The organism is Streptomyces sp. SS7, assembly GCF_037993025.1.
Taxonomy (GTDB): domain Bacteria; phylum Actinomycetota; class Actinomycetes; order Streptomycetales; family Streptomycetaceae; genus Streptomyces.
Map to the genome: position 1 here is coordinate 3,349,355 of NZ_CP141223.1, position 23,394 is coordinate 3,372,748.

Annotated in this window: 23 protein-coding genes; 11 read left to right on the top strand and 12 right to left on the bottom strand. The window is 71.9% G+C overall.

Annotated elements, in window-relative coordinates:
• Window positions 1-63 precede the first annotated feature (63 nt).
• Both U5640_RS15225 and U5640_RS15230 read left to right on the top strand, forming a co-directional pair.
• Window positions 64-291 (top strand): DUF3107 domain-containing protein, encoded by a 228-nt coding sequence (locus tag U5640_RS15225; protein WP_067248221.1) that lies wholly within the window; start codon window positions 64-66, stop codon window positions 289-291.
• Window positions 292-495: 204 nt separating this feature from the next.
• Complete coding sequence (locus tag U5640_RS15230; RefSeq protein ID WP_340376339.1) at window positions 496-765, top strand: hypothetical protein; 270 nt, start codon at window positions 496-498, stop codon at window positions 763-765.
• A 23-nt stretch (window positions 766-788) separates the two neighbouring features.
• Here the strand turns inward: U5640_RS15230 and U5640_RS15235 are convergent, their stop codons facing one another.
• A complete protein-coding gene (locus U5640_RS15235; protein WP_340376340.1) occupies window positions 789-1,565 on the bottom strand; it encodes a ferritin-like fold-containing protein in 777 nt (258 codons plus the stop codon).
• Between the two features lie 521 nt (window positions 1,566-2,086).
• On the opposite strand from U5640_RS15235, the gene U5640_RS15240 reads away from it, so the two are divergent.
• Together U5640_RS15240 and U5640_RS15245 are read left to right on the top strand one after the other, a co-directional pair.
• On the top strand, window positions 2,087-4,903 hold the full coding sequence (locus U5640_RS15240; RefSeq protein WP_340376341.1) for a DEAD/DEAH box helicase: 2,817 nt from the start codon (window positions 2,087-2,089) through the stop codon (window positions 4,901-4,903).
• A 106-nt stretch (window positions 4,904-5,009) separates the two neighbouring features.
• Window positions 5,010-5,897 carry an alpha/beta hydrolase gene (locus U5640_RS15245; protein ID WP_340376342.1) on the top strand — a complete coding sequence of 296 codons (888 nt, stop codon included), beginning with the start codon at window positions 5,010-5,012 and terminating at the stop codon, window positions 5,895-5,897.
• Window positions 5,898-5,915: 18 nt separating this feature from the next.
• Here the strand turns inward: U5640_RS15245 and U5640_RS15250 are convergent, their stop codons facing one another.
• Window positions 5,916-6,812, bottom strand: coding sequence for an NYN domain-containing protein (locus tag U5640_RS15250; protein ID WP_340376343.1), 897 nt, complete (start codon window positions 6,810-6,812; stop codon window positions 5,916-5,918).
• Window positions 6,813-7,005: 193 nt separating this feature from the next.
• Here U5640_RS15250 and U5640_RS15255 point away from each other — a divergent pair, with 193 nt between their 5' ends.
• Window positions 7,006-7,158, top strand: coding sequence for a hypothetical protein (locus U5640_RS15255; RefSeq protein ID WP_099054039.1), 153 nt, complete (start codon window positions 7,006-7,008; stop codon window positions 7,156-7,158).
• A gap of 74 nt (window positions 7,159-7,232) precedes the next feature.
• On the opposite strand, the gene U5640_RS15260 is transcribed toward U5640_RS15255, so the two are convergent.
• From U5640_RS15260 to U5640_RS15270, 3 genes are all read right to left on the bottom strand, one after another.
• On the bottom strand, window positions 7,233-7,838 hold the full coding sequence (locus tag U5640_RS15260; RefSeq protein ID WP_340376344.1) for a MarC family protein: 606 nt from the start codon (window positions 7,836-7,838) through the stop codon (window positions 7,233-7,235).
• A gap of 52 nt (window positions 7,839-7,890) precedes the next feature.
• Window positions 7,891-8,748 carry a PHP domain-containing protein gene (locus tag U5640_RS15265; RefSeq protein ID WP_340376345.1) on the bottom strand — a complete coding sequence of 286 codons (858 nt, stop codon included), beginning with the start codon at window positions 8,746-8,748 and terminating at the stop codon, window positions 7,891-7,893.
• Window positions 8,749-8,936: 188 nt separating this feature from the next.
• Window positions 8,937-9,578 carry a DUF6758 family protein gene (locus U5640_RS15270; protein ID WP_067248240.1) on the bottom strand — a complete coding sequence of 214 codons (642 nt, stop codon included), beginning with the start codon at window positions 9,576-9,578 and terminating at the stop codon, window positions 8,937-8,939.
• Window positions 9,579-9,704: 126 nt separating this feature from the next.
• Between U5640_RS15270 and U5640_RS15275 the strand changes: the two genes are divergently transcribed.
• Complete coding sequence (locus U5640_RS15275; RefSeq protein ID WP_340376346.1) at window positions 9,705-10,916, top strand: MFS transporter; 1,212 nt, start codon at window positions 9,705-9,707, stop codon at window positions 10,914-10,916.
• Between the two features lie 82 nt (window positions 10,917-10,998).
• Here the strand turns inward: U5640_RS15275 and U5640_RS15280 are convergent, their stop codons facing one another.
• Window positions 10,999-11,583, bottom strand: coding sequence for a suppressor of fused domain protein (locus tag U5640_RS15280; RefSeq protein WP_340376347.1), 585 nt, complete (start codon window positions 11,581-11,583; stop codon window positions 10,999-11,001).
• Between the two features lie 458 nt (window positions 11,584-12,041).
• Here U5640_RS15280 and U5640_RS15285 point away from each other — a divergent pair, with 458 nt between their 5' ends.
• Window positions 12,042-13,187 carry a magnesium and cobalt transport protein CorA gene (locus U5640_RS15285; RefSeq protein WP_340376348.1) on the top strand — a complete coding sequence of 382 codons (1,146 nt, stop codon included), beginning with the start codon at window positions 12,042-12,044 and terminating at the stop codon, window positions 13,185-13,187.
• A 44-nt stretch (window positions 13,188-13,231) separates the two neighbouring features.
• Window positions 13,232-13,744 carry a hypothetical protein gene (locus U5640_RS15290; RefSeq protein WP_340376349.1) on the top strand — a complete coding sequence of 171 codons (513 nt, stop codon included), beginning with the start codon at window positions 13,232-13,234 and terminating at the stop codon, window positions 13,742-13,744.
• A 34-nt stretch (window positions 13,745-13,778) separates the two neighbouring features.
• Here U5640_RS15290 and U5640_RS15295 read toward each other — a convergent pair whose 3' ends face one another.
• Entirely contained in the window at window positions 13,779-14,528 is a 750-nt protein-coding gene (locus tag U5640_RS15295; protein WP_340376350.1) for a hypothetical protein, read from the bottom strand.
• Between the two features lie 220 nt (window positions 14,529-14,748).
• Between U5640_RS15295 and U5640_RS15300 the strand changes: the two genes are divergently transcribed.
• From U5640_RS15300 to U5640_RS15310, 3 genes are read left to right on the top strand one after another with little or no spacing between them, the layout of a single operon-like run.
• Window positions 14,749-16,104, top strand: a complete 1,356-nt coding sequence (locus U5640_RS15300) for a CBS domain-containing protein (protein WP_340376351.1) — start codon at window positions 14,749-14,751, stop codon at window positions 16,102-16,104.
• The gene (locus tag U5640_RS15305; protein WP_340376352.1) at window positions 16,094-16,708 is read left to right on the top strand and encodes a DUF1003 domain-containing protein; all 615 of its coding nucleotides are present in this window, start codon (window positions 16,094-16,096) and stop codon (window positions 16,706-16,708) included. The genes U5640_RS15300 and U5640_RS15305 overlap by 11 nt, the downstream gene beginning before the upstream one ends.
• A 43-nt stretch (window positions 16,709-16,751) precedes the next feature.
• Complete coding sequence (locus U5640_RS15310) at window positions 16,752-17,885, top strand: Mrp/NBP35 family ATP-binding protein (RefSeq protein ID WP_340376353.1); 1,134 nt, start codon at window positions 16,752-16,754, stop codon at window positions 17,883-17,885.
• 222 nt (window positions 17,886-18,107) lie between these two features.
• Here U5640_RS15310 and U5640_RS15315 read toward each other — a convergent pair whose 3' ends face one another.
• From U5640_RS15315 to sigE, 5 genes are all read right to left on the bottom strand, one after another.
• The gene (locus tag U5640_RS15315) at window positions 18,108-18,770 is read right to left on the bottom strand and encodes a hypothetical protein (RefSeq protein ID WP_340376354.1); all 663 of its coding nucleotides are present in this window, start codon (window positions 18,768-18,770) and stop codon (window positions 18,108-18,110) included.
• 139 nt (window positions 18,771-18,909) lie between these two features.
• Complete coding sequence (locus U5640_RS15320) at window positions 18,910-19,371, bottom strand: sec-independent translocase (protein ID WP_340376355.1); 462 nt, start codon at window positions 19,369-19,371, stop codon at window positions 18,910-18,912.
• A gap of 226 nt (window positions 19,372-19,597) precedes the next feature.
• Window positions 19,598-21,532: a trypsin-like peptidase domain-containing protein gene (locus U5640_RS15325; protein WP_340376356.1), complete on the bottom strand. Its 1,935-nt coding sequence runs from the start codon at window positions 21,530-21,532 to the stop codon at window positions 19,598-19,600.
• A gap of 90 nt (window positions 21,533-21,622) precedes the next feature.
• Window positions 21,623-22,582 carry a zf-HC2 domain-containing protein gene (locus U5640_RS15330; protein ID WP_340376357.1) on the bottom strand — a complete coding sequence of 320 codons (960 nt, stop codon included), beginning with the start codon at window positions 22,580-22,582 and terminating at the stop codon, window positions 21,623-21,625.
• Window positions 22,579-23,277 (bottom strand): RNA polymerase sigma factor SigE, encoded by a 699-nt coding sequence (gene sigE, locus U5640_RS15335; protein WP_340385120.1) that lies wholly within the window; start codon window positions 23,275-23,277, stop codon window positions 22,579-22,581. The genes U5640_RS15330 and sigE overlap by 4 nt, the downstream gene beginning before the upstream one ends.
• Between the last annotated feature and the right edge of the window lie 117 nt (window positions 23,278-23,394).

A 23,394-nucleotide genomic window follows, 5' to 3' on the forward strand; every position in this document is an offset into this window, starting at 1 on the left:
CTAATGTGTGCAGCGTACGGCGCGGACGCCCGCGCACCCCATGACCGTCGGAGGGACATAGCCGTGGAGGTCAAGATCGGCGTGCAGCACGCGCCCCGCGAGATCGTTCTGGAGAGCGGTCAGACTCCCGAGGAAGTCGAGCGCGTGGTGGCCGACGCACTGGCCGGCAAGTCGCAGCTGCTCAGCCTCGTGGACCAGCACGGCCGCAAGGTCCTGGTACCGGCCGACCGCCTGGCCTACGTCGAGCTGGGCGAGCCGGCCCCGCGCAAGGTGGGCTTCGGCGCGCTGTAAGGCACGAGCGCAGCAAGGCACGAACGCTGCGCACGCATCGCGAGAAGGGGCCCGGTGGTCGCTACGACCGCCGGGCCCCTTCGCACGTTCACCCCGGGCCCACAGGACACACAAGTGGTCCCCACAGGAGGATTGCCTTCCGCAGGTCACGGGTAGGACGGGCTGTGACCTTGGTGCACGGCCCGCCGCCCGGGAGGGACCCACATGATCTTGGAAGCGCTCGGCTCCGCTGTGCTCGGTCTCGCGCTCGCGTGGGCGGCGCTCCAGCGCCTGTCCCACCGCCTGCCGGTCCGCGCCCTCGTCCTCGCGACGGGTGTCGCCGGAGCCCTGTTCGGTGACTTCGTCACCCACAGCGCGCTGGGCTCCGGCACCCTGCTGACGAGCCTGATCGGAGCGGCGGTCTTCTCCGTCGCCTCGGTCTCCCTGCTGCTGCGCCCGGCCGGCCGGCTGCGGCGCCGCTCGGCCCCGGCATAGCCTCCCGGGGCCCCCGGCGGCTCTCAGGCCGCGAGCCCCAGCGCGGCCATCCGCTTGGTGTGGGCCTCGGTGATCCGGGAGAACATCCGGCCGACCTCGGCCAGGTCGAAGCCGTCCGCGACACCGCCCACGAGCATCGTCGACAGCGCGTCCCGGTCGGCGACCACCCGCTGGGACTGCGACAGCGCCTCGCCCATCAGCCGGCGCGCCCACAGGGCGAGCCGTCCGCCCACGCGCGGGTCGGCGTCGATCGCCGCGCGGACGCGGTCCACGGCGAAGCCGGCGTGCCCGGTGTCGTCGAGCACGGCGAGCACCAGGGCGCGGGAGTCGCTGTCGAGGCGGACCGCCACCTCCCGGTAGAAGTCACTGGCGATCGAGTCGCCGACGTACGCCTTGACCAGGCCCTCCAGCCAGTCCGAGGGCGCGGTCTGCCGGTGGAAGCCGTCGAGCGCGGCCACGAACGGCTCCATGGCCGCGGTCGGCTCCTCGCCGATCTCCGTGAGCCGGTCGCGCAGCCGCTCGAAGTGATGGAACTCGGCCGAGGCCATCTTCGCCAGCTCCGCCTTGTCCTCCAGCGTGGGCGCCAGCTTGGCGTCCTCCGCGAGCCGCTCGAACGCGGCCAGCTCGCCGTACGCGAGGGCGCCGAGCAGGTCCACGACCGCGGCCCGGTACTGCGGATCGGCGGAGGCCCGCGCCCAGTCCTGGGCGGCGATCCCCGTGACGGTCTCGGCGGCCTCGGCGGACCCGGTGGACTCGGCAGGCTCTTCGGGGGCGTTCTCAGGCTTGTCAGAGGTGGTCATGCAGCGCACAATAGCCCGCTCGCCGCACGCCGGAAGTACCTGGTCAATCAGTGTGACCACGACGACGCGGACGACCACGTCCGACGGTGTGACAACCACAACGTGACCGAATCGGCCATCGCGTGTGCGCGATTCCGGGGTATGGTGGTAATGCGCCTGCCGAATATTCGACGGGCCGCACGTATGAGGATGCCCGGTCGGTGGCCCGATCGGCTCCGACCCGACAGCCCTCCCCGGCCGTACGGCACATCGCGTACGACGACCGGAGGGAACCCTCCAGCGGTACGAGCGCTAGAGCGTCGGCAGAGGTCCCGTGTCATACGGCTCGCCGCCCTGCGGTTGGCCCGTAAGGCAGCCGACGTCCCCGGCACGGTCCGTCAAAGACCCCCGCGCTCGCCTCGCACCGCGTACACAGAAGAGGCAGCACCCTGACTACGACGTTCCGAGAGCTCGGAATCCTTCCCGAGACCGCCGAGGCCCTGGAGGCCGTCGGCATCACCACTCCCTTCCCCATCCAGGAGATGACGCTCCCCGTGGCCCTGTCGGGCACAGACGTCATCGGCCAGGCCAAGACCGGCACCGGAAAGACGCTCGGCTTCGGACTCCCGCTCCTCGAGCGCGTGACCGTCCCCGCCGACGTCGAGGCCGGCCGCGCGCGGCCCGAGGACCTCACCGAGGCCCCGCAGGCGCTCGTCGTCGTCCCCACGCGCGAGCTGTGCACCCAGGTCACCAACGACCTGCTGACGGCCGGCAAGGTGCGCAACGTGCGCGTCCTCGCCATCTACGGCGGCCGGGCCTACGAGCCCCAGGTCGAGGCCCTCAAGAAGGGCGTCGACGTCGTCGTCGGCACCCCGGGCCGGCTCCTCGACCTCGCGGGCCAGAAGAAGCTCAACCTGCAGCACATCAGGTCCCTCGTCCTCGACGAGGCCGACGAGATGCTCGACCTGGGCTTCCTGCCCGACGTCGAGAAGATCATCAACCTGCTGCCGGCGCGCCGCCAGACCATGCTGTTCTCGGCGACCATGCCGGGCGCGGTCATCGGACTCGCCCGCCGCTACATGTCGCAGCCCACGCACATCCGCGCCACCGCGCCGGACGACGAGGGCGTGACCGTCGCGAACATCTCGCAGCACGTGTACCGCGCGCACAACATGGACAAGCCGGAGATGGTCGCGCGCATCCTCCAGGCCGAGGGCCGTGGCCTCGCCATGATCTTCTGCCGTACCAAGCGCACCGCCGCCGACCTCGCCGACCAGCTCAAGCAGCGCGGCTTCGCCTCGGGCGCGGTCCATGGCGACCTCGGCCAGGGGGCGCGCGAGCAGGCGCTGCGCGCCTTCCGCAACGGCAAGGTGGACGTCCTCGTCTGCACCGACGTCGCCGCGCGCGGCATCGACGTCGAGGGTGTCACCCACGTCATCAACTACCAGACCCCCGAGGACGAGAAGACGTACCTGCACCGCGTCGGCCGTACGGGCCGCGCGGGCGCCAAGGGCATCGCGGTCACGCTCGTCGACTGGGACGACATCCCGCGCTGGCAGCTGATCAACAAGGCGCTGGAGCTTTCGTTCAACGATCCGCCGGAGACGTACTCCACCTCCCCGCACTTCTACGAGGAGATGAGCATCCCCGCCGGCACCAAGGGTGTCCTGCCCCGCTCCGAGCGCACCCGCGCAGGGCTGGACGCGGAGGAGCTGGAGGACCTGGGCGAGCCGGGCGGCGGCCGCGGTGCACGCGGTGGCCGTGGCGGCCGGACCGAGCGCGGTGGCCGGGGCGAGTCCCGTTCCGCCGACCACTCCGCCGAGCGCGAGCGTCCGGCCCGTACACCGCGCCACCGACGCCGTACGCGCGGCGGGGCCGTGCTCGACGGGGCGCCGGAGGTCTCCACGACGGAGCAGACGCCCGTCGCCGAGGAGGCCGCAGCGTCCCGCACCCCGCGCCGCCGACGCCGTACGCGCGCCGGAGCGGCCGCCGAGGCGACCGCCGTGACCACGGTGACGTCCGCCGCGCCGGAGGCCGCCGAGGCGGCCCTGACGACCGCGGAAGGCCCGTCCCTGGACGCCCCCGAGGCCCCGCAGGCCACGGACGCCCCGGCCAAGCCGCGCCGCCGCCGCACCCGCCGGTCCGCCGAGGCCACCCCGGCCACGGAGACGGCCGAGGCCGCGGAGCTGACGTCGGCTCAGGCCCCGTCCGCCGAAACGGCCGTGACCACGGCCGAGGGCACGGAGGCGGCCCCCGAGGCCCCCGCCGCGCCGCGCCGCCGCATCCGCAGGAGCACGGCCGCGGCTCCGGCCGCCGAGGCCGTCGCCGAGACGGTCGAGACCGTCGGGACGACCCCGGTCACGGAGGTGACGGAGGCCCCCGAGGCCGCCGAGGCCGCTGTGGTCAAGCCTCGCCGCACGCGCAGGACGGCCGCCGCCACCCCGGCGGAGACCGCGGTGGACACCGCCGAGACGGCTGCGGCCACGCCGCGCCGCACCCGCAGGACAGCCGCCACCAAGACGGCCGCCGCCCCCGCGGAAGCCGCGGTCGACACGGTTGAGGCGGTCGAGGCCAAGCCGCGCCGGGCCACGCGCAAGACCGCCACCGCCCCGGTGACGGCCGAGCCCGCCGTGGACACCGCCGAAGCAGTCGAGGCCAAGCCCCGCCGCACCCGCAAGACGGCCGCCACCAAGACGGCCGCCCCCGCGGAGACCGCGGTCGACACCGCCGAGGCGGTCGAGACCAAGCCCCGGCGTCGGACCACGCGCAAGGTCGCCGAGGCCCCGGAGACGGCCGCCACGGCCGAGATCCCGGCCCAGGCCACCGCCGTGGAGGCCGAGGCCAAGCCGCGCCGGACCACGCGCAAGACCGCCGCCACCCCGGTGACGGCCGAAGCCGCCGTGGACACCGCCGAAGCGACCGAGGCCAAGCCCCGCCGCACCCGCAAGACGGCCGCCACCAAGACGGCCGCCCCCGCGGAAGCCGTGGAGGCCGAGGCCAAGCCGCGCCGGGCCACGCGCAAGACCGCCACCGCCCCGGTGACGGCCGAAGCCGCCGTGGACACCGCCGAAGCGACCGAGGCCAAGCCCCGCCGCACCCGCAAGACGGCCGCCACCAAGACGGCCGCCCCCGCGGAAGCCGTGGAGGCCGAGGCCAAGCCGCGCCGGACCACGCGCAAGACCGCCACCGCCCCGGTGACGGCCGAGATCCCGGCGCAGGCCACGGCCGAGGAAGCGGAGGCGAAGCCGCGCCGCACCCGGAAGACCGCGGCCACCGCCCCGGACGAGGCCGCCGAGGCGAAGCCGAGGGTGCGTCGCACCCGTAAGGCGACGGCCGCCGCGGAGCCCGCGGACGGCTGACCGGCCCCGGCCGCAGGCCGGCTGCACGGACTTAAGGCCCGGCTCCTCCCCACGGAGGAGCCGGGCCGTCGGCATTCCCGCCCCTGCCTGCGGGTAGCCTCAGCACGTGACCAGGCCGACCCCCTCCTTGACCTCGTTCCCTCCGCCTCCCGGTGCCCGCGCGTACGCGCTGCGGACCACGCGCGGTGACTTCGCCGTCGTCGACTCTCCGCCGGCACCCGGTGCCGGGGAGCGGGGCGTGGCGCTGCTGATGCCCGGCTTCACCGGAAGCAAGGAGGACTTCCACGACTTGCACGGGCCCCTGGCGGCACGCGGCTACCGGACGGTCACGGTGGACGGACGCGGACAGAACGAGTCAGACGGGCCGGCGGACGACGAAGCACCCTACGCCCGCGAGGAGTTGGCCCGGGACGTCCTCGCACAGGCGGCGGCGCTCGGCACCCCCGTGCATCTGGTCGGGCACTCACTGGGCGGCCAGGTCGCCCGTGCGGCGGTCCTGCTGGACCACTCCCCCTTCCTGTCCTTCACCCTGATGTCCTCGGGCCCGGCCGAGATCTCGGAGTCGCAGAAGCTGCGGGTGAAACTGCTGCACGACGCGCTCGCCGTGATGACGATGCCCGAGGTGTGGGAGGCCATCGTGGCGATGGGCCCGCCGGAGGAAGTCGGCGGGCCGGTCCGCGGGTTCGGGAGTCCGGAGCAGTTGCGGCTGCGCTGGCTGAATCACAAGCCCGCCCAGCTCCTCGCCACGGGCCGTCAGCTGTGCGCGGAGCCCGACCGCGTCGCCGAACTCGCCGCCGTACCACTGCCGTTCCACGTCCTGTCGGGTGCGCGGGACGACACCTGGCCGGTGCCGCTGCTGGACGAGATGGCCCTGCGGCTGCAGGCCCACCGGACCGTCGTCCCGGACGCCGAGCACTCCCCCAACCTGGACCGGCCGCTGCCCACGGCCCAGGGCCTCGCCGACTTCTGGGACCGGCACCCGCACCGCGGCTAGAGCGCCGCACGACCCGCCCTAGTACTGCGTCTGCACGTGCTCCCAGAACCCGTCGCGCAGGGCGCGTCGCAGGTCGGACTGGCCGCGCAGGGAGTACTGCAGGATGCCCTCGGCCTCCACGAGGAGGTCCTGGTCGACGGAGCCGGGCAGGTAGGGGTGGCCGGGCAGCAGCTCGACCAGGGCCTCCCGGCCGCGGGCCGCGAGCCACTTCGCCGCGATCTGGGCGCCGACGAAGCGGACGTCCTCGCGGGTGGGCCGGCTCGCGCCGTTCGCCTCGTAGGCGGGGGCGGTGCGCCGGACGACGTACGGCTTGAAGAAGTCGAGGTCGAGGGTGCGCTGGCTGTCGACCTCCCAGAGCAGCGGCTCGGCCTGGTTGCGGCCCTCCGGTGCCTCGATGCCCCACAGGTGGACGCGGGCGCCGTACCCCTGGGCGGCCTCCACCGCGGAGACCAGGTCCTCGTCGCCGCCGAGCAGGGCCGCGTCGCTGATGGCGCGGTGCCGGGCCAGTGACTCCAGGTCGGTGCGGATCAGCGAGTCGACGCCCTTCTGCTGGTTGTTGGCGTTGAGGTTGCCCAACCGGACTTTGACGTCGGGGAGTTCGGCGATGGACTGCTGCTCGGCGGTGTGGATACGGCGCCGGGCGCCGTCGTACCAGTAGACGCGCAGCAGTCTGCTGTCCGCGAAGATCGAGCGGGCGCGGTCGATGAGCGCCTCGATCAGCCCCTCCGCGTCGAGGTCGAAGGCCCTGCGGTCCTCCGTCCCGGCGATCAGCCGGCCCGCGGCGGCGTAGAGGTACCCCGCGTCGACGAAGATCGCATGGGTCGAGGGTGTCTTGGCCACCTCGGCGAGCATGCGGGTCAGCAGCTCGTTCGTGCGGTCGATGCGGGCGGCGAGGGCCGGGAGGTCGTCGTTCATCGGCCCCATTGTCCCGGCGGTCACGCTGTGAACACAACCGATCCCGTTCAGTCTCCGTACACACTCTTACCAACGGGTAATTAGTCGTTCGAAAAATTTCTTTAGCGTAGGGAATGTTTGTAACACGCAGCCCGTTGACTCCTCATGTAACGAGTAATCCTCCAGGAGGATGACCAGACGAAGGGAGAAGCCTGTGCGCTTCGAAATCATGCGACTCGACGACGTCGACGGCACGCCCGTGGACAGCACCGTCGTGGACGCCGCCTCCGTCAACCGGATCGTGCAGGACGCCGCCGCCATCGGGCAGCGGCTGTGGATCCGACCGGCCGACTCCGCGGCCTCGTAGTCCGCGGGACCTCACACACTTCAGAGCCCCGTACGGCGCCGATCGCCGTACGGGGCTCTGTGCGTGGACGCCGGTCAGCTCGCGCGCACGACCTGGGTGACGCCGTTGATGATCTGCTGCACGGCGATCGCGGAGAGCATCATGCCCGCGAGTCGGGTCACCAGGACCACGCCGCCGTCCTTGATGACGCGGATGATCAGCAGCGAGTAGCGCATGACCAGCCACAGCACGACATGGATGGCGAGGATCGCGCCCCACACCGACACCTGCATGGCGACACCGTCGGCCTTCTGCACGGCCAGGATCACCGACACGATGGCGCCCGGCCCGGCCAGCAGCGGCATGCCCAGCGGCACCAGCGCCACATTGACGTCCTTGGTCTGCTTCGGCTCGTCGGTCTTGCCGGTGAGCAGATCGAGCGCGATCAGCAGGAGCAGCAGGCCGCCCGCGATCATCAGGGCGGGCACGGAGACGTGCAGGTAGTCGAGGATCTGGTGTCCGAGCAGCCCGAAGACGGTGATGACACCGCCCGCGACACAGACGGCCTGGAACGCCATCCGCTTCTGCACCCTGCCGGGACGTCCGGCGGTCAGCGCGAGGAAGATCGGGGTGATCCCGGGGGGATCCATGATGACAAAAAGGGTCAGGAACAGAGAGCCGAAGACGGCGACGTCGAACATCAGTGCAGAAGCCTTGCGGGAAAGAGGGGTGGCGGGCGGGCGGAGGTGACCCTCAGGCCCCGCCGGTCCCCGGCACGGGGAACGCCCCCGTGGCGCGCCGGGTGATCTCCCCGTACACCTCGGGGTCGGTGGTGTACTCGCCGAGCACGCAGGTCTTGCGGCTGCCGTGGTAGTCGGAGGAACCCGTGACGAGGAGCCCGAGGTCCTTCGCGAGCCCGCTCAGCCGGGCACGGGTGTCCGCGTCGTGGTCCATGTGGTAGACCTCGATGCCGTCGAGGCCGGCGGCGGCCAGTTCGGCGATCGCGGACTCGGGGACCGTACGCCCGCGCTTGCTCGCGCCGGGGTGCGCGAAGACGGTGACCCCGCCCGCGCCCTTGACCAGCCGGATCGCCTCGAAGGGGTCCGTCTCGTGCTTCTCGACATGGGCCCGGCCGCCGTCCGCGAGCCACTCCTCGGTGAAGGCGTCGCTCACGCTCGGTACGACCCCGAGCTCGACCAGCGCGGTCGCGACGTGCGGCCGCCCCACGGAACCGTCACCGGCGATCCGGGCGACCTGCTCCCAGGTGACGGGCACGCCCAGCTCGCGGAGCTTGGCGATCATGCCGCGCGCCCGCGGCACCCGGTCGTCGCGCACCAGCTCGCGCTCGGCGAGCAGGGCGGGCTCCTCGGGGTCGAAGAGGTAGGCCAGCATGTGCAGGGAGACCCCGTCGATCCGGCACGACAGCTCGGCACCGGTGACCAGGGTGAGCCCCTCGGGCAGCGCGCCGATCGCCTCCGCGTACCCGCGGGTGGTGTCGTGATCGGTCAGGGCGACGACGTCCAGTCCTGCGGCGGCGGCGTTCCGCACCAGCTCGGCGGGCGTGTCCGTGCCGTCGGACGCCGTGGAGTGGCAGTGCAGATCGATACGCACGGAAACTCCCAGCGGGGACGGCAGACGGACGGGACGCCTCAGCATAGCCCAGATTCGAACACCGAATGTCACACCCGAAAGCCGGGTTCGCCCCCTACATCAAGGGGTCAGCCACACCCACCCCAGGGCCGCGGGGAACTACGCGACAAGCCCCCACGCCCCCCGCCCCCGCACCCGCACCCGACCCCTCACGGCTTGAGCAAGCGCGGCGACAACGCGCCGCAGGGCACCAGCTCCACCTCCGCGCCCGCGTCCCGCAGGTCCGTCAGCACCAACTCGTCGTACATCAGCAGCCCGGCCTGCTCGGGCCACATCACCGCCCACAGCCACAGCCCGCGGGCCTCCCCCGCGAACACGGCCCGGTCGTCCGGCACCCCGGAGACATGCCACAACGGCGTGGGCCGGCCGACGGCCAGCACCTTCGCCTGCGCGGGTTTCTCGACGCTCATGTACGGCCCCGGGTCGGGCCCGTCGATCCCGGCGTACCGTGCGCCGAGCCCCACCCCGAGCTCCTCCGCGACGAGGATCATTTCGGCCACCCCGCCCAGCGGGCCGGGTCCGGAGCAGGCGACCGCGGTCGCGCGACCGCCGCTGCGGTCGTCACCGGCGTACGTCACCCCCGTGAACAGCCAGCCGACCGGCAGCGGCCACGGCATCCACACGGGCACCTGGGTGCGGTGCACCACGACACTGAGGGCCTCGACGCTGGGCGGGATCACGGGCTGGAGTGGATGCACCGTCCCGTGCACATCGCACTGCCAGGAGTCGGAGAAGAGTCCGGGAGCCCTGACCCGGCCACCACACTTCGGGCAACTGGGTTCGCCCCTCATAGGGCCCCACGGTCCTACCCGAGCAGGCCCACGTCAAGGACGATCACCCGTCCGGCCGGAACGGGTTCATCGGACCCAGATGCATGTAGCTTGCATTAATTAGCAGAGCTAACTTATCGTGTGCATATGCCAACTACTTCCGGTCTCCTGCGTCAGCCCAGGGCCGTGTGGGCCACGGCCGGCGCCTCCGTCGTCGCCTTCATGGGCATCGGACTGGTCGACCCGATCCTGCCCTCGATCGCGCGGGGTCTCGACGCCACACCCAGCCAGGTCTCGCTGCTCTTCACCTCGTACTTCCTGATCACCGCGTTCGCGATGCTGGTGACGGGCTTCGTCTCCAGCCGGATCGGCGGCCGCAGGACCTTGCTGCTCGGGCTCGCGTTCGTCGTGGTCTTCGCGGGCCTCGCGGGCACCTCGGACTCGGTCGCCGAACTCGTCGGCTTCCGCGCCGGCTGGGGCCTCGGCAACGCCCTCTTCGTGTCGACGGCCCTCGCCGTCATCGTCGGCGCGGCGGCCGGCGGCAGCGCCGCGGCCATCCTGCTGTACGAGTCCGCCCTCGGCCTCGGCATGGCCTGCGGCCCCCTGCTCGGCGCGGTGCTCGGCGACGCGAGCTGGCGCTACCCCTTCTTCGGCACCGCGTTCCTGATGGCGGTGGGCTTCCTGTGCGTCACGGCGTTCCTGGAGGAGCAGCCGAGGCCCGCCCGGCGGACCTCGCTGCTCGACCCGGTGAAGGCGCTCGGCCACGTCGGTCTCGCCTCCGCGGCGGCCTCGGCGTTCTTCTACAACTACACGTTCTTCACCGTGCTGGCCTTCACCCCGTTCGTGCTGGGCATGACTCCCTACAAGTCGGGGGCGGTGTTCTTCGCCTGGGGTGTGCTGCTCGCGGTCTTCTCGGTGGTCGTGGCACCCCGGCTGCAGGAGCGGTTCGGCTCGCTGAAGGTGGTCGGCGGCTCGCTCGTGCTGCTCGCGGCGGATGTGCTGGTGCTCGGGTACGGCTCGCACACCACGGCGATCGTCTGCACGGTGATGTCCGGCGCGTTCATCGGGGTGAACAACACCGTGTACACCGAGCTGGCGCTCGGCGTGTCGGACGCGCCGCGGCCGGTGGCGAGCGCGGGCTACAACTTCGTGCGGTGGTTCGCCGCGGCGGCCGCGCCCTACTTCGCGCCCAAGCTCGAGGAGTGGACCGACATCCATGTCCCGTTCGTGGTCGCGGCGGTCACCGCGGTCCTCGGCGCTGTCGTGGTCGTCGTACGGCGGAAGGCCCTCACGCACGAGGCCGAGAAGCCGGCGGTGCGACACGCCACCGAGGACTCGGTCGGCGTGTTCGCGAACTGACGGGCCGTGCGGATGACACGGAGACCGCCCTTTGCCAACCGAAGCCTTTCGGCCACCGGTTGGTGACCTTCCTCACGAAGCGTCAGTCGAGCGGGACGGACCTGCGGGCGGGATCCCGCAGGTCCGTCCCGTGCGTCAGCCAGCGCTCCTGGAGGGCCTGGGCGCCGTGCACCCGCTTCCAGGCCGCCTCGTTCGGAGTCATGGGGAGCAGCGGGAGGAAGCGGACCGGGTCGAGCGGCTCGTCCAGCTCCAGATCCGCCACGAGGCCGCCCGGCTCGGCGACCAGGACCGAGGTGAACGGAGCGCCCGGCCACAGCGGTTCGCCCACGTCCAGGGAGGAGCCGGGCGCCACGACCACCCCCTCGACCTGCGGAGAAGCCGCGAGCACGGCCAGCGGCCTGAGCACCTTGTCGGTCTCGGCGAGGCCGCCCCGCACGGAGAGGACCAGTTCGGCGCGGGGGCCCTTGACGGGGTCGGCGAGGACCGCGGTGGGGTCCGTCATCGGCTGCGCTGACATGCCGAGCGTGGCGTAGCGGACGATGTCGCCCTCGTGGAAACGGAGCACCTCGACCCGGTCCGTACCGAGGAAGGTGACCGCCGCGCGGGCGTCCGGCTCGCCCAGCGCCGTACGCAACCGGGCCTCGACGAGAGGAAGAACATCAGCCATGTCGCGAGCATAGAACTCGTCAGTACCGGGCAAAGCAGCGCCTTGACACTTCAGGTGACTGATACTCTGAGCCGGTGGTTCGGGGCAGCACGCCGAAGCGTCGCGATCTTGCCCCGACGCCGATGGGACTCCCTTACGAGGGACCGGCTGGAGGAGGTGGGGCTGTCATGGATCGAAGTCACCCGTGCAGTACCACTCGCTCTTCCGGCCGCTGATGCAGCTTCCCCCTGGTTCCGGCTGACCGCCGTCCTTTCCTGTTCGCGTCTTTCACGCGGAAGAGCACTTCGTTTCGTTTTGCCTGATCTGTCTGATCTGAATCAGCAGCGAACTCGCCACCGCGACGGTGCGGTGCTCCCCGCTTTGTGGACGTGCCAAACATCCGAACCAGGACGTCCCCATTCCGGGTAGTTCCACCCGTCGTCACGGCCTTTCGTTGCCCGACGCGAAGGAGCCCTGCCATGTCGATGATCCGCGACCTGCGTGCCGTGGTCCGTCCCGCCCGCCCCTCCCTGCTCAAGGTCGGCGTCCGCAAGGGCGGCGTCCGGGCGGACACCGGTGCCTACGACACCACCCGCGACCCCGCGATGCCGTCGGCCGTCGTCGACTGCGCCGTCTACCGCGACGGCTCCCGCGTGGAGTTCGGGCACGCGCTGACCCCGCAGGAGGCCATGCGCCAGGTGCGGCGCGACGGAGGCTTCGTGTGGATCGGGCTGCACGAGCCGACCGAGGCCGAGTTCTCCGGTATCGCGGGCGAGTTCGGGCTGCACCCGCTGGCCGTGGAGGACGCGGTGCAGGCCCACCAGCGCCCCAAGCTGGAGCGCTACGACGACTCCCTGTTCACCGTCTTCAAGACCATCCACTACGTCGAGCACGACCGGCTCACCGCCAACAGCGAGGTCGTGGAGACCGGTGAGGTCATGTGCTTCACCGGCAAGGACTTCTTCATCACCGTCCGGCACGGCGGCCAGGGTTCACTGCGCGCGCTGCGCCACCGCCTCCAGGACGACCCCGAGCTGCTCGCCAAGGGCCCCTCGGCGGTGCTGCACGCCATCGCCGACCACGTCGTCGACGGGTACATCGCGGTCGCCGACGCCGTGCAGGACGACATCGACGAGGTCGAGACCGAGGTGTTCTCGCCGGGCCGCAAGGGCACCCCGCGCGGCACGGACGCGGGCCGGATCTACCAGCTCAAGCGGGAGGTGCTGGAGTTCAAGCGGGCCGTCTCCCCGCTGCTGCGCCCGATGCAGCTGCTCAGCGAGCGGCCGATGCGGCTGGTCGACCCCGACATCCAGAAGTACTTCCGGGACGTCGCCGACCACCTCGCCCGCGTCCAGGAGCAGGTCATCGGCTTCGACGAGCTGCTGAACTCGATCCTCCAGGCCAACCTCGCGCAGGCTTCCGTCGCCCAGAACGAGGACATGCGCAAGATCACGTCCTGGGCGGCCATCATCGCCGTACCGACGATGGTCTGCGGGGTGTACGGCATGAACTTCGACTACATGCCCGAACTGCACTGGAAGTTCGGCTACCCCGTCGTCATGACGGTCATGGTCGGGATGTGCGTCGGCATCCACCGCACCCTGAAGCGCAACGGCTGGCTGTGACCGGGCCGGACCGGGCCGGACCGGTCCTGACTAGGCTGGGCGCCATGACTAGCGAGCTGCTCGACCAGGCCCTCGTCGAGGAGGCCACCAAGAAGTCCGGCCTCATCTGGGTCCGCGGCGCGGGCGAACCGGCCGCGCGTGCGCTGTGGCACGCGTGGCACGAGGGCGCTGCCTGCGTGGTCGGCGACGGGCCCGGCGAGCAGCCGCTTCCGGGACTCGCGGAGGGCGGCTCCGCCGAGGTCACCGTCCGCAGCAAGGACAAGGGCGGCCGGCTGGTCACCTGGACCGCCGCGGTCGTCGGGCTCGCGCCCGGGTCCGAGCGGTGGGAGGCGGCCGTCGCCGAGCTCAAGGGCAAGCGGCTCAACGCTCCCGACGGCGAGGCGATGACCGAGCGCTGGGCGCGGGAGTGCCGGGTGCTGCGCCTGGAGCCGACGGGGGGTGTGCTGCCCCTGCCCGACGGCGATCTCGCGGCCCGGCCGGTGCCGTCGCCGGCCACGACGCGGGAGGCGATCCCCGCCGGGCTGCACCGGTTGCTGGTCCGGCGGAGAAAGGCGTAGCCCCCCTGAACGGCGGGCGGCACGCGGCGCCCCCCTACGACGTCGGGAGCTGTTTGCCGTAGTCGACCGTCTCGTCCTTCTGCGGTTCCTGCAGCGGGAAGTCCTTGCCCCAGGAGGAGAAGGTCAGGGTGCCCGCGCCGCCCGCCCGGACCAGGCGCAGCGGGTACGGCTCGCCCTCCAGGGAGACGTCCAGGGTGCCGCCGTCGCCGCCGTCCCCGGTGATGCGGATGGTGCGGGTGCCGGACTGCTCGTGGTGGCCGTCCGTCCTCACCGAACCGTGCAGGGTCAGCAGACCGTCGAGAAGGAGGTCCTTGTCCGTGAAGACGCTGAACTTCTTGTACGAGGGGTCCCCCGACGGCACCTTCACGTACTTGCCGTCGAGCTTGTCCGCCGCGGCCGTGTCCTTGGCGTCGTCGTCGGACGTGCCGTCCTCATGGGTCCAGAACGCCGAGTCGGCCTTCAGGAAGAGCTGCTCGCCGACCCGCAGCAGATGGAACGCGGCCCCCTCCGAGGTCACCGACCCCGTGCCGCCGTCCTCCTTCAGCCGCATGTCGAGCCGGTACGTACGGCCGCTGGTGACCACGGTCCCCGACAGCCGCACCGCGTCCACCGCCCCGGCGGCCTTCTTCGTCTTCGCCTGGATCTGCGCGGCGGGCAGCTTGCCCACCCCGTTCGTGCCCGCGTCCGGATCCTCGGCGCACCCCGCTCCCAGGCCCACGACCAGTGCGCACAGCGCGCTCACCAGCGCGGCCCGACGGGTACGGCTCTGGGGGTTCGCAGTCACGGAGAGGCGCGCCTTTCTGCGGGGGTGTGCTCAGCGGCGTACGGCAGCGTACCCGGGCCCGGGACCGTCCTCGGAACGGGTCCGTACGGACCGCTCACCAGGGCGTATCCGATCGGGACGGGCTAGCCTGAAGCCCGCAGGAGCGGGCAATTGGGAAGGCGATTCGGAAAAGGAAACCAGCCGCACCGCGGTACGCAAAAGGAAGCAGGGAACCACAGCCATGGCAGCCGGTGCCCCCCGGATCTTCGTCTCGCACCTCGCCGGTGTCCCGGTCTTCGACCCCAACGGTGACCAGGTGGGCCGGGTACGCGATCTGGTCGTCATGCTGCGGGTCGGACGCCGTCCCCCGCGGCTGCTCGGCCTGGTCGTCGAACTGTCCACCCGGCGCCGCATCTTCCTGCCCATGACCCGGGTGACCGGCATCGAGTCCGGCCAGGTCATCACCACCGGCGTGCTCAACGTCCGCCGCTTCGAGCAGCGGCCCACCGAGCGGCTCGTCTTCGGGGAACTGCTCGACCGGCGCGTCACGCTCGTCGAGACCAACGAGGAGGTCACCGTCCTCGACGTGTCCGTGCAGCAGCTGCCGGCCCGCCGGGACTGGGAGATCACCCGGGTCTTCGTCCGCAAGGGCAGGAAGGGCAGCGCCTTCCGGCGGGCCAAGGGCGAGACGCTCACCGTCGGGTGGCTGTCGGTGACCGGGTTCTCCCTGGAGGAACACGGACAGGGCGCCGAGAGCCTGCTCGCCACCTTCGAGCAGCTGCGCCCAGCCGACCTCGCGAACGTCCTGCACCACCTGTCCGCGAAACGGCGCGCCGAGGTCGCCGCCGCCCTCGACGACGACCGTCTCGCCGACGTGCTGGAGGAGCTGCCGGAGGACGACCAGATCGAGATCCTCGGCAAGCTGAAGGAGGAGCGCGCGGCGGACGTCCTGGAGGCCATGGACCCCGACGACGCGGCCGACCTGCTGGCCGAGCTGCCCGAGGCGGACAAGGAGCGGCTGCTGAGCCTCATGCAGCCCGACGACGCGGCCGACATGCGGCGGCTGATGTCCTACGAGGAGCACACGGCCGGCGGTCTGATGACCACCGAGCCGATCGTCCTGCGCCCCGACGCCACCGTCGCCGACGCCCTCGCGCGCGTCCGCAACGCCGACCTGTCCCCGGCCCTGGCGGCCCAGGTCTACGTCTGCCGCCCGCCCGACGAGACGCCCACCGGCAAGTACCTCGGCACGGTGCACTTCCAGCGGTTGCTGCGGGAGCCGCCGTACACCCTGGTCAGCGCGGTCCTCGACGACGACCTGCAGGCGCTCGACCCGGACGCCCAGCTGCCGGTCGTCGCGGGGTTCTTCGCCACGTACGACATGGTCGCGGCGCCCGTGGTGGACGAGGCGGGGGCGCTGCTCGGCGCCGTCACCGTGGACGACGTGCTGGACCACATGCTGCCCGACGACTGGCGGGAGACGGAGTTCCACCTCAACGACGAGGCGGACGAGGAGACGGGCGAGGAGACCGGCGACCGGGCGGGCGGCGCGTCGGGCGGCGCGTCGGGCAAGGGGGTGGTCCCCCATGGCTCCTGAGCGCGACGGCGCGCGCGAGAACATGCGCGAGCGCACCGTCTCCGGCGCGACCGCGACCACCCGTCCGCGCGTCCGGCTCGACCAGCCGCGGCCGCCCCGGCGCCGGCTGGTGCCCGAGTGGGACCCGGAGGCCTTCGGCCGGCTCTCCGAGCGCATCGCGCGCTTCCTGGGCACCGGGCGGTTCATCGTCTGGATGACGGTCGTCATCATCGTGTGGGTGCTGTGGAACGTCTTCGCCCCGCACGACCTGCGCTTCGACAACTACCCCTTCATCTTCCTCACCCTGATGCTGTCCCTGCAGGCCTCCTACGCCGCCCCGCTGATCCTGCTCGCGCAGAACCGGCAGGACGACCGCGACCGCGTCAACCTCGAACAGGACCGCAAGCAGAACGAGCGGTCGATCGCCGACACCGAGTACCTCACCCGGGAGGTCGCCGCGCTGCGGATGGGCCTCGGCGAGGTCGCCACCCGCGACTGGATCCGCAACGAGCTGCAGGACGTGCTCAAGGAGCTGGACGACCGGCGCGACGGCCACGGGGGGCACGAGGGCAAGGTGGTATTCCCGGCAGATCGGTCGCCGGGACGTGACGCAGACGACCGCTGAGGGGCTGGCCGCGGGCCCCCGTGGGCGCCGTACCATCGTCCTTATGGCTAGCGAAGACGCGGTGCGCGAGGCACTGGCGACGGTGAACGACCCCGAGATCAACCGGCCCATCACCGAGCTGGGGATGGTCAAGTCGGTGGAGATCGGCGCGGACGGGGCGGTCGCGGTCACGGTGTACCTGACGGTATCCGGCTGCCCGATGCGCGAGACCATCACCCAGCGGGTGACCGAGGCGGTCTCCGGGGTCGAGGGTGTCACCCGTGTCGACGTCACGCTCGACGTCATGAGCGACGAGCAGCGCAAGGAGCTGGCGAACGCCCTGCGCGGCGGTCAGACCGAGCGCGAGGTCCCCTTCGCCAAGCCCGGCAACCTCACCCGCGTCTACGCGGTGGCGTCCGGCAAGGGCGGTGTCGGCAAGTCCTCGGTGACGGTGAACCTGGCGGCGGCGATGGCGGCCGACGGTCTCAAGGTGGGCGTGGTCGACGCGGACATCTACGGCCACAGCGTGCCCCGCATGCTCGGCGCGGACGGCAGTCCGACCCAGGTCGAGAACATGATCATGCCGCCGTCGGCGAACGGCGTGAAGGTCATCTCCATCGGCATGTTCACGCCGGGCAACGCCCCCGTGGTGTGGCGCGGCCCGATGCTCCACCGCGCGCTCCAGCAGTTCCTCGCGGACGTCTACTGGGGCGATCTGGACGTCCTCCTCCTGGACCTGCCGCCCGGCACCGGCGACATCGCGATCTCGGTGGCGCAGCTCGTCCCGAACGCGGAGATCCTGGTCGTCACCACCCCGCAGCAGGCGGCGGCCGAGGTCGCCGAGCGTGCGGGTGCGATCGCCGTGCAGACGCACCAGAAGATCGTCGGCGTGGTCGAGAACATGTCCGGCCTGCCCTGCCCGCACTGCGGCGAGATGGTCGACGTCTTCGGCACGGGCGGCGGTCAGCGCGTCGCGGACGGCCTGACCCGCACGACGGGCGCCACGGTCCCCGTCCTCGGCTCCATCCCGATCGACGTCCGCCTGCGCGAGGGCGGCGACGAGGGCAAGCCCGTGGTCCTGACGGACCCGTCCTCTCCGGCGGGTGCGGCGCTGCGGGCGATCGCGGGGAAGCTGGGGGGACGGCAGCGGGGCCTTTCGGGGCTGTCGCTGGGGATCACGCCCAAGAACAAGTTCTAGGCCCGACCGACACGACCGCCCCGAAGGTCAGCCGGCTCGTCGGCCGACTCAGAGGCGCGGGGAACTGCGCGACCGGCCTCGAACGGCCCGCAGTTCCCCACAGGCCTGGAAGCGTCCTGAAGATCTTGAAATCGCGCCCGACTTGCACCGGTTCATAGTGATTGACATTTACTGGCAATCCGGGGCGAGTCAGGCGGCCGGAGCAAGATCTTCATCAGACTCCTAGACCGCGTACTCGGCGACGTCCTTGACCACCGAGAAGCCGAGCCCGTACGCGCTCATGCCCCTCCCGTATGCCCCGAGGTGCACCCCCTGCCCGGTGGACCCGGCCAGCACCCACCCGAACTCCGACTCGCGGTAGTGGAACGGCGTGGGCACCCCGTCCACCGGCAGGGAGAGGCTCGACCACTCCGGTCCGGCGAGGTCGTCCGCCAGCGCCCACGCCGTCTCCGTCTGCTGGTCCAGCCAGTCGTCCCGCAGACTGTGGTCCATCTGCCCGGGCCAGGTGAAGGACAGCAGCCCCACCCCCGCCAGCCAGGCCGCCGACGACACCGAGGTGGCCTCCAGGAGCCCCGTCCCATCGGCGCTCCTGCGGGGCGGATTGGCGGCGACGGTCACGACGACCGCGAATCTCCCCCGGTCCTCCCCGGCCGTCTCGTGCCGCACGGAGGGTTCGTCACCGTGTCCGATGGAACCGTGTTCGACGGCCCCGTCGGCCGCCGTCCCCACCTGCATCAGCCAGCGCGGCCCCGTGAAGGCCTCGTCGAGGCCGTACCACGGGAAGGGTGCCTCCAGGTAGCCGTCGACGGTGCGCCGAGCGGAGGGGACCTGCTGTCCACCCTCCGCGGCCGGCACCTGTTCGACTGCCCGACTCGTCGTCTCCATGCCCGGACGCCTCCTCGCTCTCGACGGAACGGTCCGGCCCGCCCCCCTTTCGGGCGTACTCGTCCGCTCCGCACAACAACCAGGCAGCATAGCCACCCGGTCGCGCACCGCGGCGAAGGCGGCCGTCAGGCGGCGAAGATCACGTGGCGTCGAAGTCGAAGGGCGGGCGGTCGTCCTTGCCCGGCTCCTCGGGCTTCTTCGTCATGTCGATGCGCCCGCCGCCGGACGAGGAAGACGAAGACGATGACGAAGAAGAGGACGAGGAGGACGAGTCCGTGTCGCGGCTGTGGACGGCCTCGGTGACCTCGGCCATCTCCTTCTTGATGTCGAAGCCGTTGCGGATCTCCTTCAGCCCCAGCTCGTCGTTGTCGAGCTGCTTGCGGATGAAGGTCTTGGGGTTGAGATCCTCGAACTCGAAGTCCTTGAACTCCGGCCCCAGTTCGGCACGGATGTCGTGCTTGGCGCTCTCCGAGAACTCACGGATCTTCCGGACGGTGCGCATCACGTCCTGGATGACCTTCGGGAGCTTGTCCGGACCGAAGACGAGCACGGCCAGGACGACGATCGTCACCAGCTCGAGCGGTCCTATGTCATTGAACACCTGAAGCTCCTTGGGATGTCCGCGGTCCTCGGCCCTCGGCGGTCAGGTCAGGTCTTCCGTGGTCCGGGCCGGGTCCACGGTACCTGTCGCACCTGTCCGACCGGTACTGTCCCGCGCTGCGAGACCGGGCGCGCACCGTCGGTTTTCCGCGTTGTTTGCCTTGTCGGACGGGGTCTCGGGGTCCGGTCTGTGAGGTTTCTGTCAATCCCCGTGCACAGCCTGCCACTCAGTCACCCTCAGCCGATCCCAGGACCAGGGAGAGCGTACGTTCCCTGCCGTCGCGTTCGACGGTCAGCTCCAGGCGGTCGCCGGGGCGGTGGGCACGGGTCTTGACGATCAGCTCGGTGCCGGAATGCACCCGGGTGCCGTCGACCTCGGTGATCACGTCGCCGGCCTTGATGCCGGCCAGCGCTCCGGGGCCGCCCGGGGTGACCGGGGCACCGGCGTCGCCGCCCTTGACGCTCACCCGGGCGCCGTCGCCGGCGTAGTCCAGGTCGAGGGTGACACCGATGACCGGGTGGGTCGCGTGACCGGTGTTGATCAGCTCCTCGGCGACGCGTCTGCCCTGGTTGACGGGGATGGCGAAGCCGAGGCCGATCGAGCCGGCCTCGCCGCTTCCGGAGTCGGAGCCGTCGGCGGCGGAGCGGATGGCGGAGTTGATGCCGATGACCCGGCCCCGGGAGTCGAGCAGCGGGCCACCGGAGTTGCCGGGGTTGATGGGGGCGTCGGTCTGCAAGGCGTCGACGTACGACACGTCGCTCGCGTCGCCGCTGTCGCCGCCGGCCGTGATGGGGCGCTCCTTGGCGCTGATGATGCCGGAGGTGACGGTTCCCTCCAGATCGAAGGGGGCGCCGATGGCGACGACCGGGTCGCCGACCTGGACGCAGTCGGAATTGCCGAGCGGGAGCGGCCGCAGGCCGCTGACCCCCTTGACCTTGACCACGGCGAGGTCGTAGCCGCTGTCCCGGCCGACGACGTCCGCCTTGGCGGTCTGGCCGCCGTTGAAGACGACGGTTATGTCGCCGTCGCCGCCGGCGGGCTCGACGACGTGGTTGTTGGTGAGGATGTGGCCGCTGGTGTCGAGCACGAAGCCGGTGCCCGTGCCGGACTCCTCGCTGCCGCTGACGTGCAGGGTGACGACGCTGGGCAGGGCACGGGCCGCGATGCCCGCGATTGTGTCCGCGGCGCGCCCGGTGGGCTCCGGGGACGCCTGCGGCAGGCTCACGCTTCGGAATCCGCCGTTGCGCTCCAGCTGGGCCCCCACGATCCCGCCGAGCACCCCGGAGGCCAACGCCAGCGCCAGCGCACCCCCGACGATCCGCTGCCGCACCTGCCGCCGCCGCTCCCCCTCGCTGAGCACGGCACCCCCGCTCTCCTGCAAGACCCCGACGGGCACGGGGGCCCAGGGGTCGTAGCGGTGCCAGGGGTTGCCGGAGGGCGCGGTGACCGCGGGAAGGGCCACCGGATCGGACGCGCCGACGACACCGGGGGCGGCTCCTTCTGGCACGGAGAACGACGGCGCGCCAGCCGCTGACGCGGTCACGGCCACCCCGGCCGCAGACTCCACCGAGCCCGGGACGGGCACCGCCTGACCGTGCACCTGGGACTGCGGCTGGGCCGGGGTTGGAGCCGGGGTTGGGATTCCGGCGTGAGTCGGGGCAGGGGCGTCGACAGGGGGCCGGGCTGGAGCCTGCTCCTCGGCCTGGGTCGGGGCCGGTGGCGGGGTTTGAGCCTCGTCCTGGGTCCGGGCCTGGGCCTCGCCTTGAGCCTGCGTCTGGGGCAGGGCTTCACCCTGGGCCGAAGCCGGGGCCTCACCCGCGGCCCGGGCCGCGGCTTCCGCACGGGCCTGGGCCTCTGCACGGGCCTCAGCATCAGCCCGGACCTCAGCCTCCGCACGGGCCTCCGCCTCCGCCTCCGCCCGAGCCTGGGCCTCCGCCCGTGCCAGCGTGGTCGCCGGGTGTTGGACCGGTGGGGCCGGGGACCAAGGGCCCGGGTGGCCGTAGGGCGGGGTGCTGTAGGCGTCGGGGTCGTGCAGCGGTATGGGCGGCGCCGCGTCGGCCCCGGTCTTCAGGGGCAGGTCCAGTTCGTAGTCACCGGTGCCCGCACCCGTCTCCTCGGCCTGGCCGGCCGAGGCCCCCTCACGGGGCGTCCCCTCGTCCATGCTCTCCCCACAGTCGGACCCGGTCGCGGCCGGGTGATCCCCGTTTCCTGGATTCAACCAGGTTCACGTCGGACCGGCGCCGGGACCGGTTCAGCGGAGGTCGTGCGAGCGCGGGGAGGCGACGGGAGCGGACGTGGTGTCGGGGTCGGGCGCGGCGAGCAGGACCGGGCCGGTGATCTCGGGGGCGGTGGCCCAGGAGCTCACGGCGATCGGCGGGGTCGTGCCGAGCGGACGTATCAGCGGGGACATGGCGGCCGCCCCGGCCATCACCGGCGTGGTGAGCCGGTGCAGCACCGTCTCCTCCGCACGCCCGGAGGCCGGAGAGGGCACGCCGGGCAGCAGCGGCGCGGAGACCTCGGTCGGCGCCGCGGGGGTGCCGATCAGCTGGCCACTCTGGGCGAGCAGCGGTCCGACGGCCCGGCGCCGCTGGTTCTCGCCCGTCGCGGAGCCGGCCGCGCCCGAGCCCGGGGTACGGGCCGGTGTCACATTGCTCCCGCCGCTTCCGCCGCGTGCGTCCGCCGCGGTGTCGACCGGCGCGCCGGTGTTCATCCCGCCGAGGGCGATCGCGGCCAGCGACACCGCGCCGGCGGCGACGAAGGCGAACCGCAGCCCGCGGGAGCGCTCGCCGTCCCGGCCGACGGGGTGGATACGGAAGCCCCGGTCGGCCGGCGCCAGCGCGGCGCCGTGGTCGCCCGTGGGCAGATAGCCGAAGGAGAACGGCTCCTCCCGGCTCACCCCGAAGACGCCGTCACCGAAGCCTCCCCTGCCCAGCGGCGTACCGCCGCCGTCCGGGTCACCTCCTGCGGGGAGCCCCTGGAGGCGGGCCAGGAAGCTCTCTGAGGGGGCGGGCGGGGCCACTTCCGCGAAGACGTTCTTCAGCCGGCGCTGGGCGTCGACCTCGGCCTTGCACTTCGCGCAGGTCGCCACGTGCGCGAGGACGCGCTCACGGGTGTCATGACCGAGTTCGCCGTCCACGAGGGCGGAGAGCCGGTCTCCCAGATGCTGTTCTGCGAGGAGCCCCTCTGCGGGGGTACGTCGGGTTCCGGTCACGCGGTCGCGCCCCCTCCTCCCAGAGCGGGCACCCGGGACACGAAGGAGCGGCGCTCGGCGCGCGCCTTCGGGGAGCGGTGGGCCAGGGCCTTGCGCAGCTGCGAGCGGCCGCGGTGGATCCGCGAGCGGACCGTGCCCAGCTTGACGCCGAGCGTCGCGGCGATCTCCTCGTACGACAGTCCTTCGATGTCGCACAGGACGACCGCGGCGCGGAACTCGGGGGCGAGGGTGTCGAGGGCCTGCTGGACGTCCGCGTCGAAGTGGGCGTCGTTGAAGACCTGCTGCGGGGTGGGCTCCTTGCTGGCCAGCCGCTCCGCCGCGTCGTCGCCGAGGGCGTCGAAGCGGATGCGCTGCTTGCGGCGGACCATGTCCAGGAACAGGTTGGTGGTGATGCGGTGCAGCCAGCCCTCGAAGGTGCCGGGGGTGTAGGTCGACAGGGAGCGGAAGACGCGGACGAAGACCTCCTGGGTGAGGTCCTCGGCGTCGTGCTGGTTGCCGGTCAGACGGTAGGCGAGCCGGTAGACCCGGCCGCTGTGCATGCTGACGATCTCCTCCCAGGTGGGCGGAGTCCACGCCTGCCCGTCCGCGTCGGTGGAGAAGGTCGCGGTCTGGGCGTAGTCGCCGGCGTGACGGTGGTCAGCGGTGTCGTTCACGGATTTCGGCCTGCCTGCCGATCCGAGAAAGCGCCGCAGCACTCCTCCCCGATCCACAGGCGCGGCCGCACCTCCCCTGTCGGCTCTGGTGGTGTCCAGTGGAGCCCCTACCATAGCCACCTCGCCCGTTAGCTCCGGATAAGCGGTTTTACGAGAATT

Bases quoted from the DNA above. Each gene is read 5' to 3' on its own strand.
- U5640_RS15230 (WP_340376339.1), top strand. From the start codon at position 496: ATGATCTTGGAAGCGCTCGGCTCCGCTGTGCTCGGTCTCGCGCTCGCG.
- U5640_RS15235 (WP_340376340.1), bottom strand. From the start codon at position 1,565: ATGACCACCTCTGACAAGCCTGAGAACGCCCCCGAAGAGCCTGCCGAG.
- U5640_RS15240 (WP_340376341.1), top strand. From the start codon at position 2,087: ATGACGCTCCCCGTGGCCCTGTCGGGCACAGACGTCATCGGCCAGGCC.
- U5640_RS15250 (WP_340376343.1), bottom strand. From the start codon at position 6,812: ATGAACGACGACCTCCCGGCCCTCGCCGCCCGCATCGACCGCACGAAC.
- U5640_RS15260 (WP_340376344.1), bottom strand. From the start codon at position 7,838: ATGTTCGACGTCGCCGTCTTCGGCTCTCTGTTCCTGACCCTTTTTGTC.
- U5640_RS15270 (WP_067248240.1), bottom strand. From the start codon at position 9,578: ATGAGGGGCGAACCCAGTTGCCCGAAGTGTGGTGGCCGGGTCAGGGCT.
- U5640_RS15275 (WP_340376346.1), top strand. From the start codon at position 9,705: ATGCCAACTACTTCCGGTCTCCTGCGTCAGCCCAGGGCCGTGTGGGCC.
- U5640_RS15280 (WP_340376347.1), bottom strand. From the start codon at position 11,583: ATGGCTGATGTTCTTCCTCTCGTCGAGGCCCGGTTGCGTACGGCGCTG.
- U5640_RS15285 (WP_340376348.1), top strand. From the start codon at position 12,042: ATGTCGATGATCCGCGACCTGCGTGCCGTGGTCCGTCCCGCCCGCCCC.
- U5640_RS15290 (WP_340376349.1), top strand. From the start codon at position 13,232: ATGACTAGCGAGCTGCTCGACCAGGCCCTCGTCGAGGAGGCCACCAAG.
- U5640_RS15300 (WP_340376351.1), top strand. From the start codon at position 14,749: ATGGCAGCCGGTGCCCCCCGGATCTTCGTCTCGCACCTCGCCGGTGTC.
- U5640_RS15305 (WP_340376352.1), top strand. From the start codon at position 16,094: ATGGCTCCTGAGCGCGACGGCGCGCGCGAGAACATGCGCGAGCGCACC.
- U5640_RS15310 (WP_340376353.1), top strand. From the start codon at position 16,752: ATGGCTAGCGAAGACGCGGTGCGCGAGGCACTGGCGACGGTGAACGAC.
- U5640_RS15315 (WP_340376354.1), bottom strand. From the start codon at position 18,770: ATGGAGACGACGAGTCGGGCAGTCGAACAGGTGCCGGCCGCGGAGGGT.
- U5640_RS15325 (WP_340376356.1), bottom strand. From the start codon at position 21,532: ATGGACGAGGGGACGCCCCGTGAGGGGGCCTCGGCCGGCCAGGCCGAG.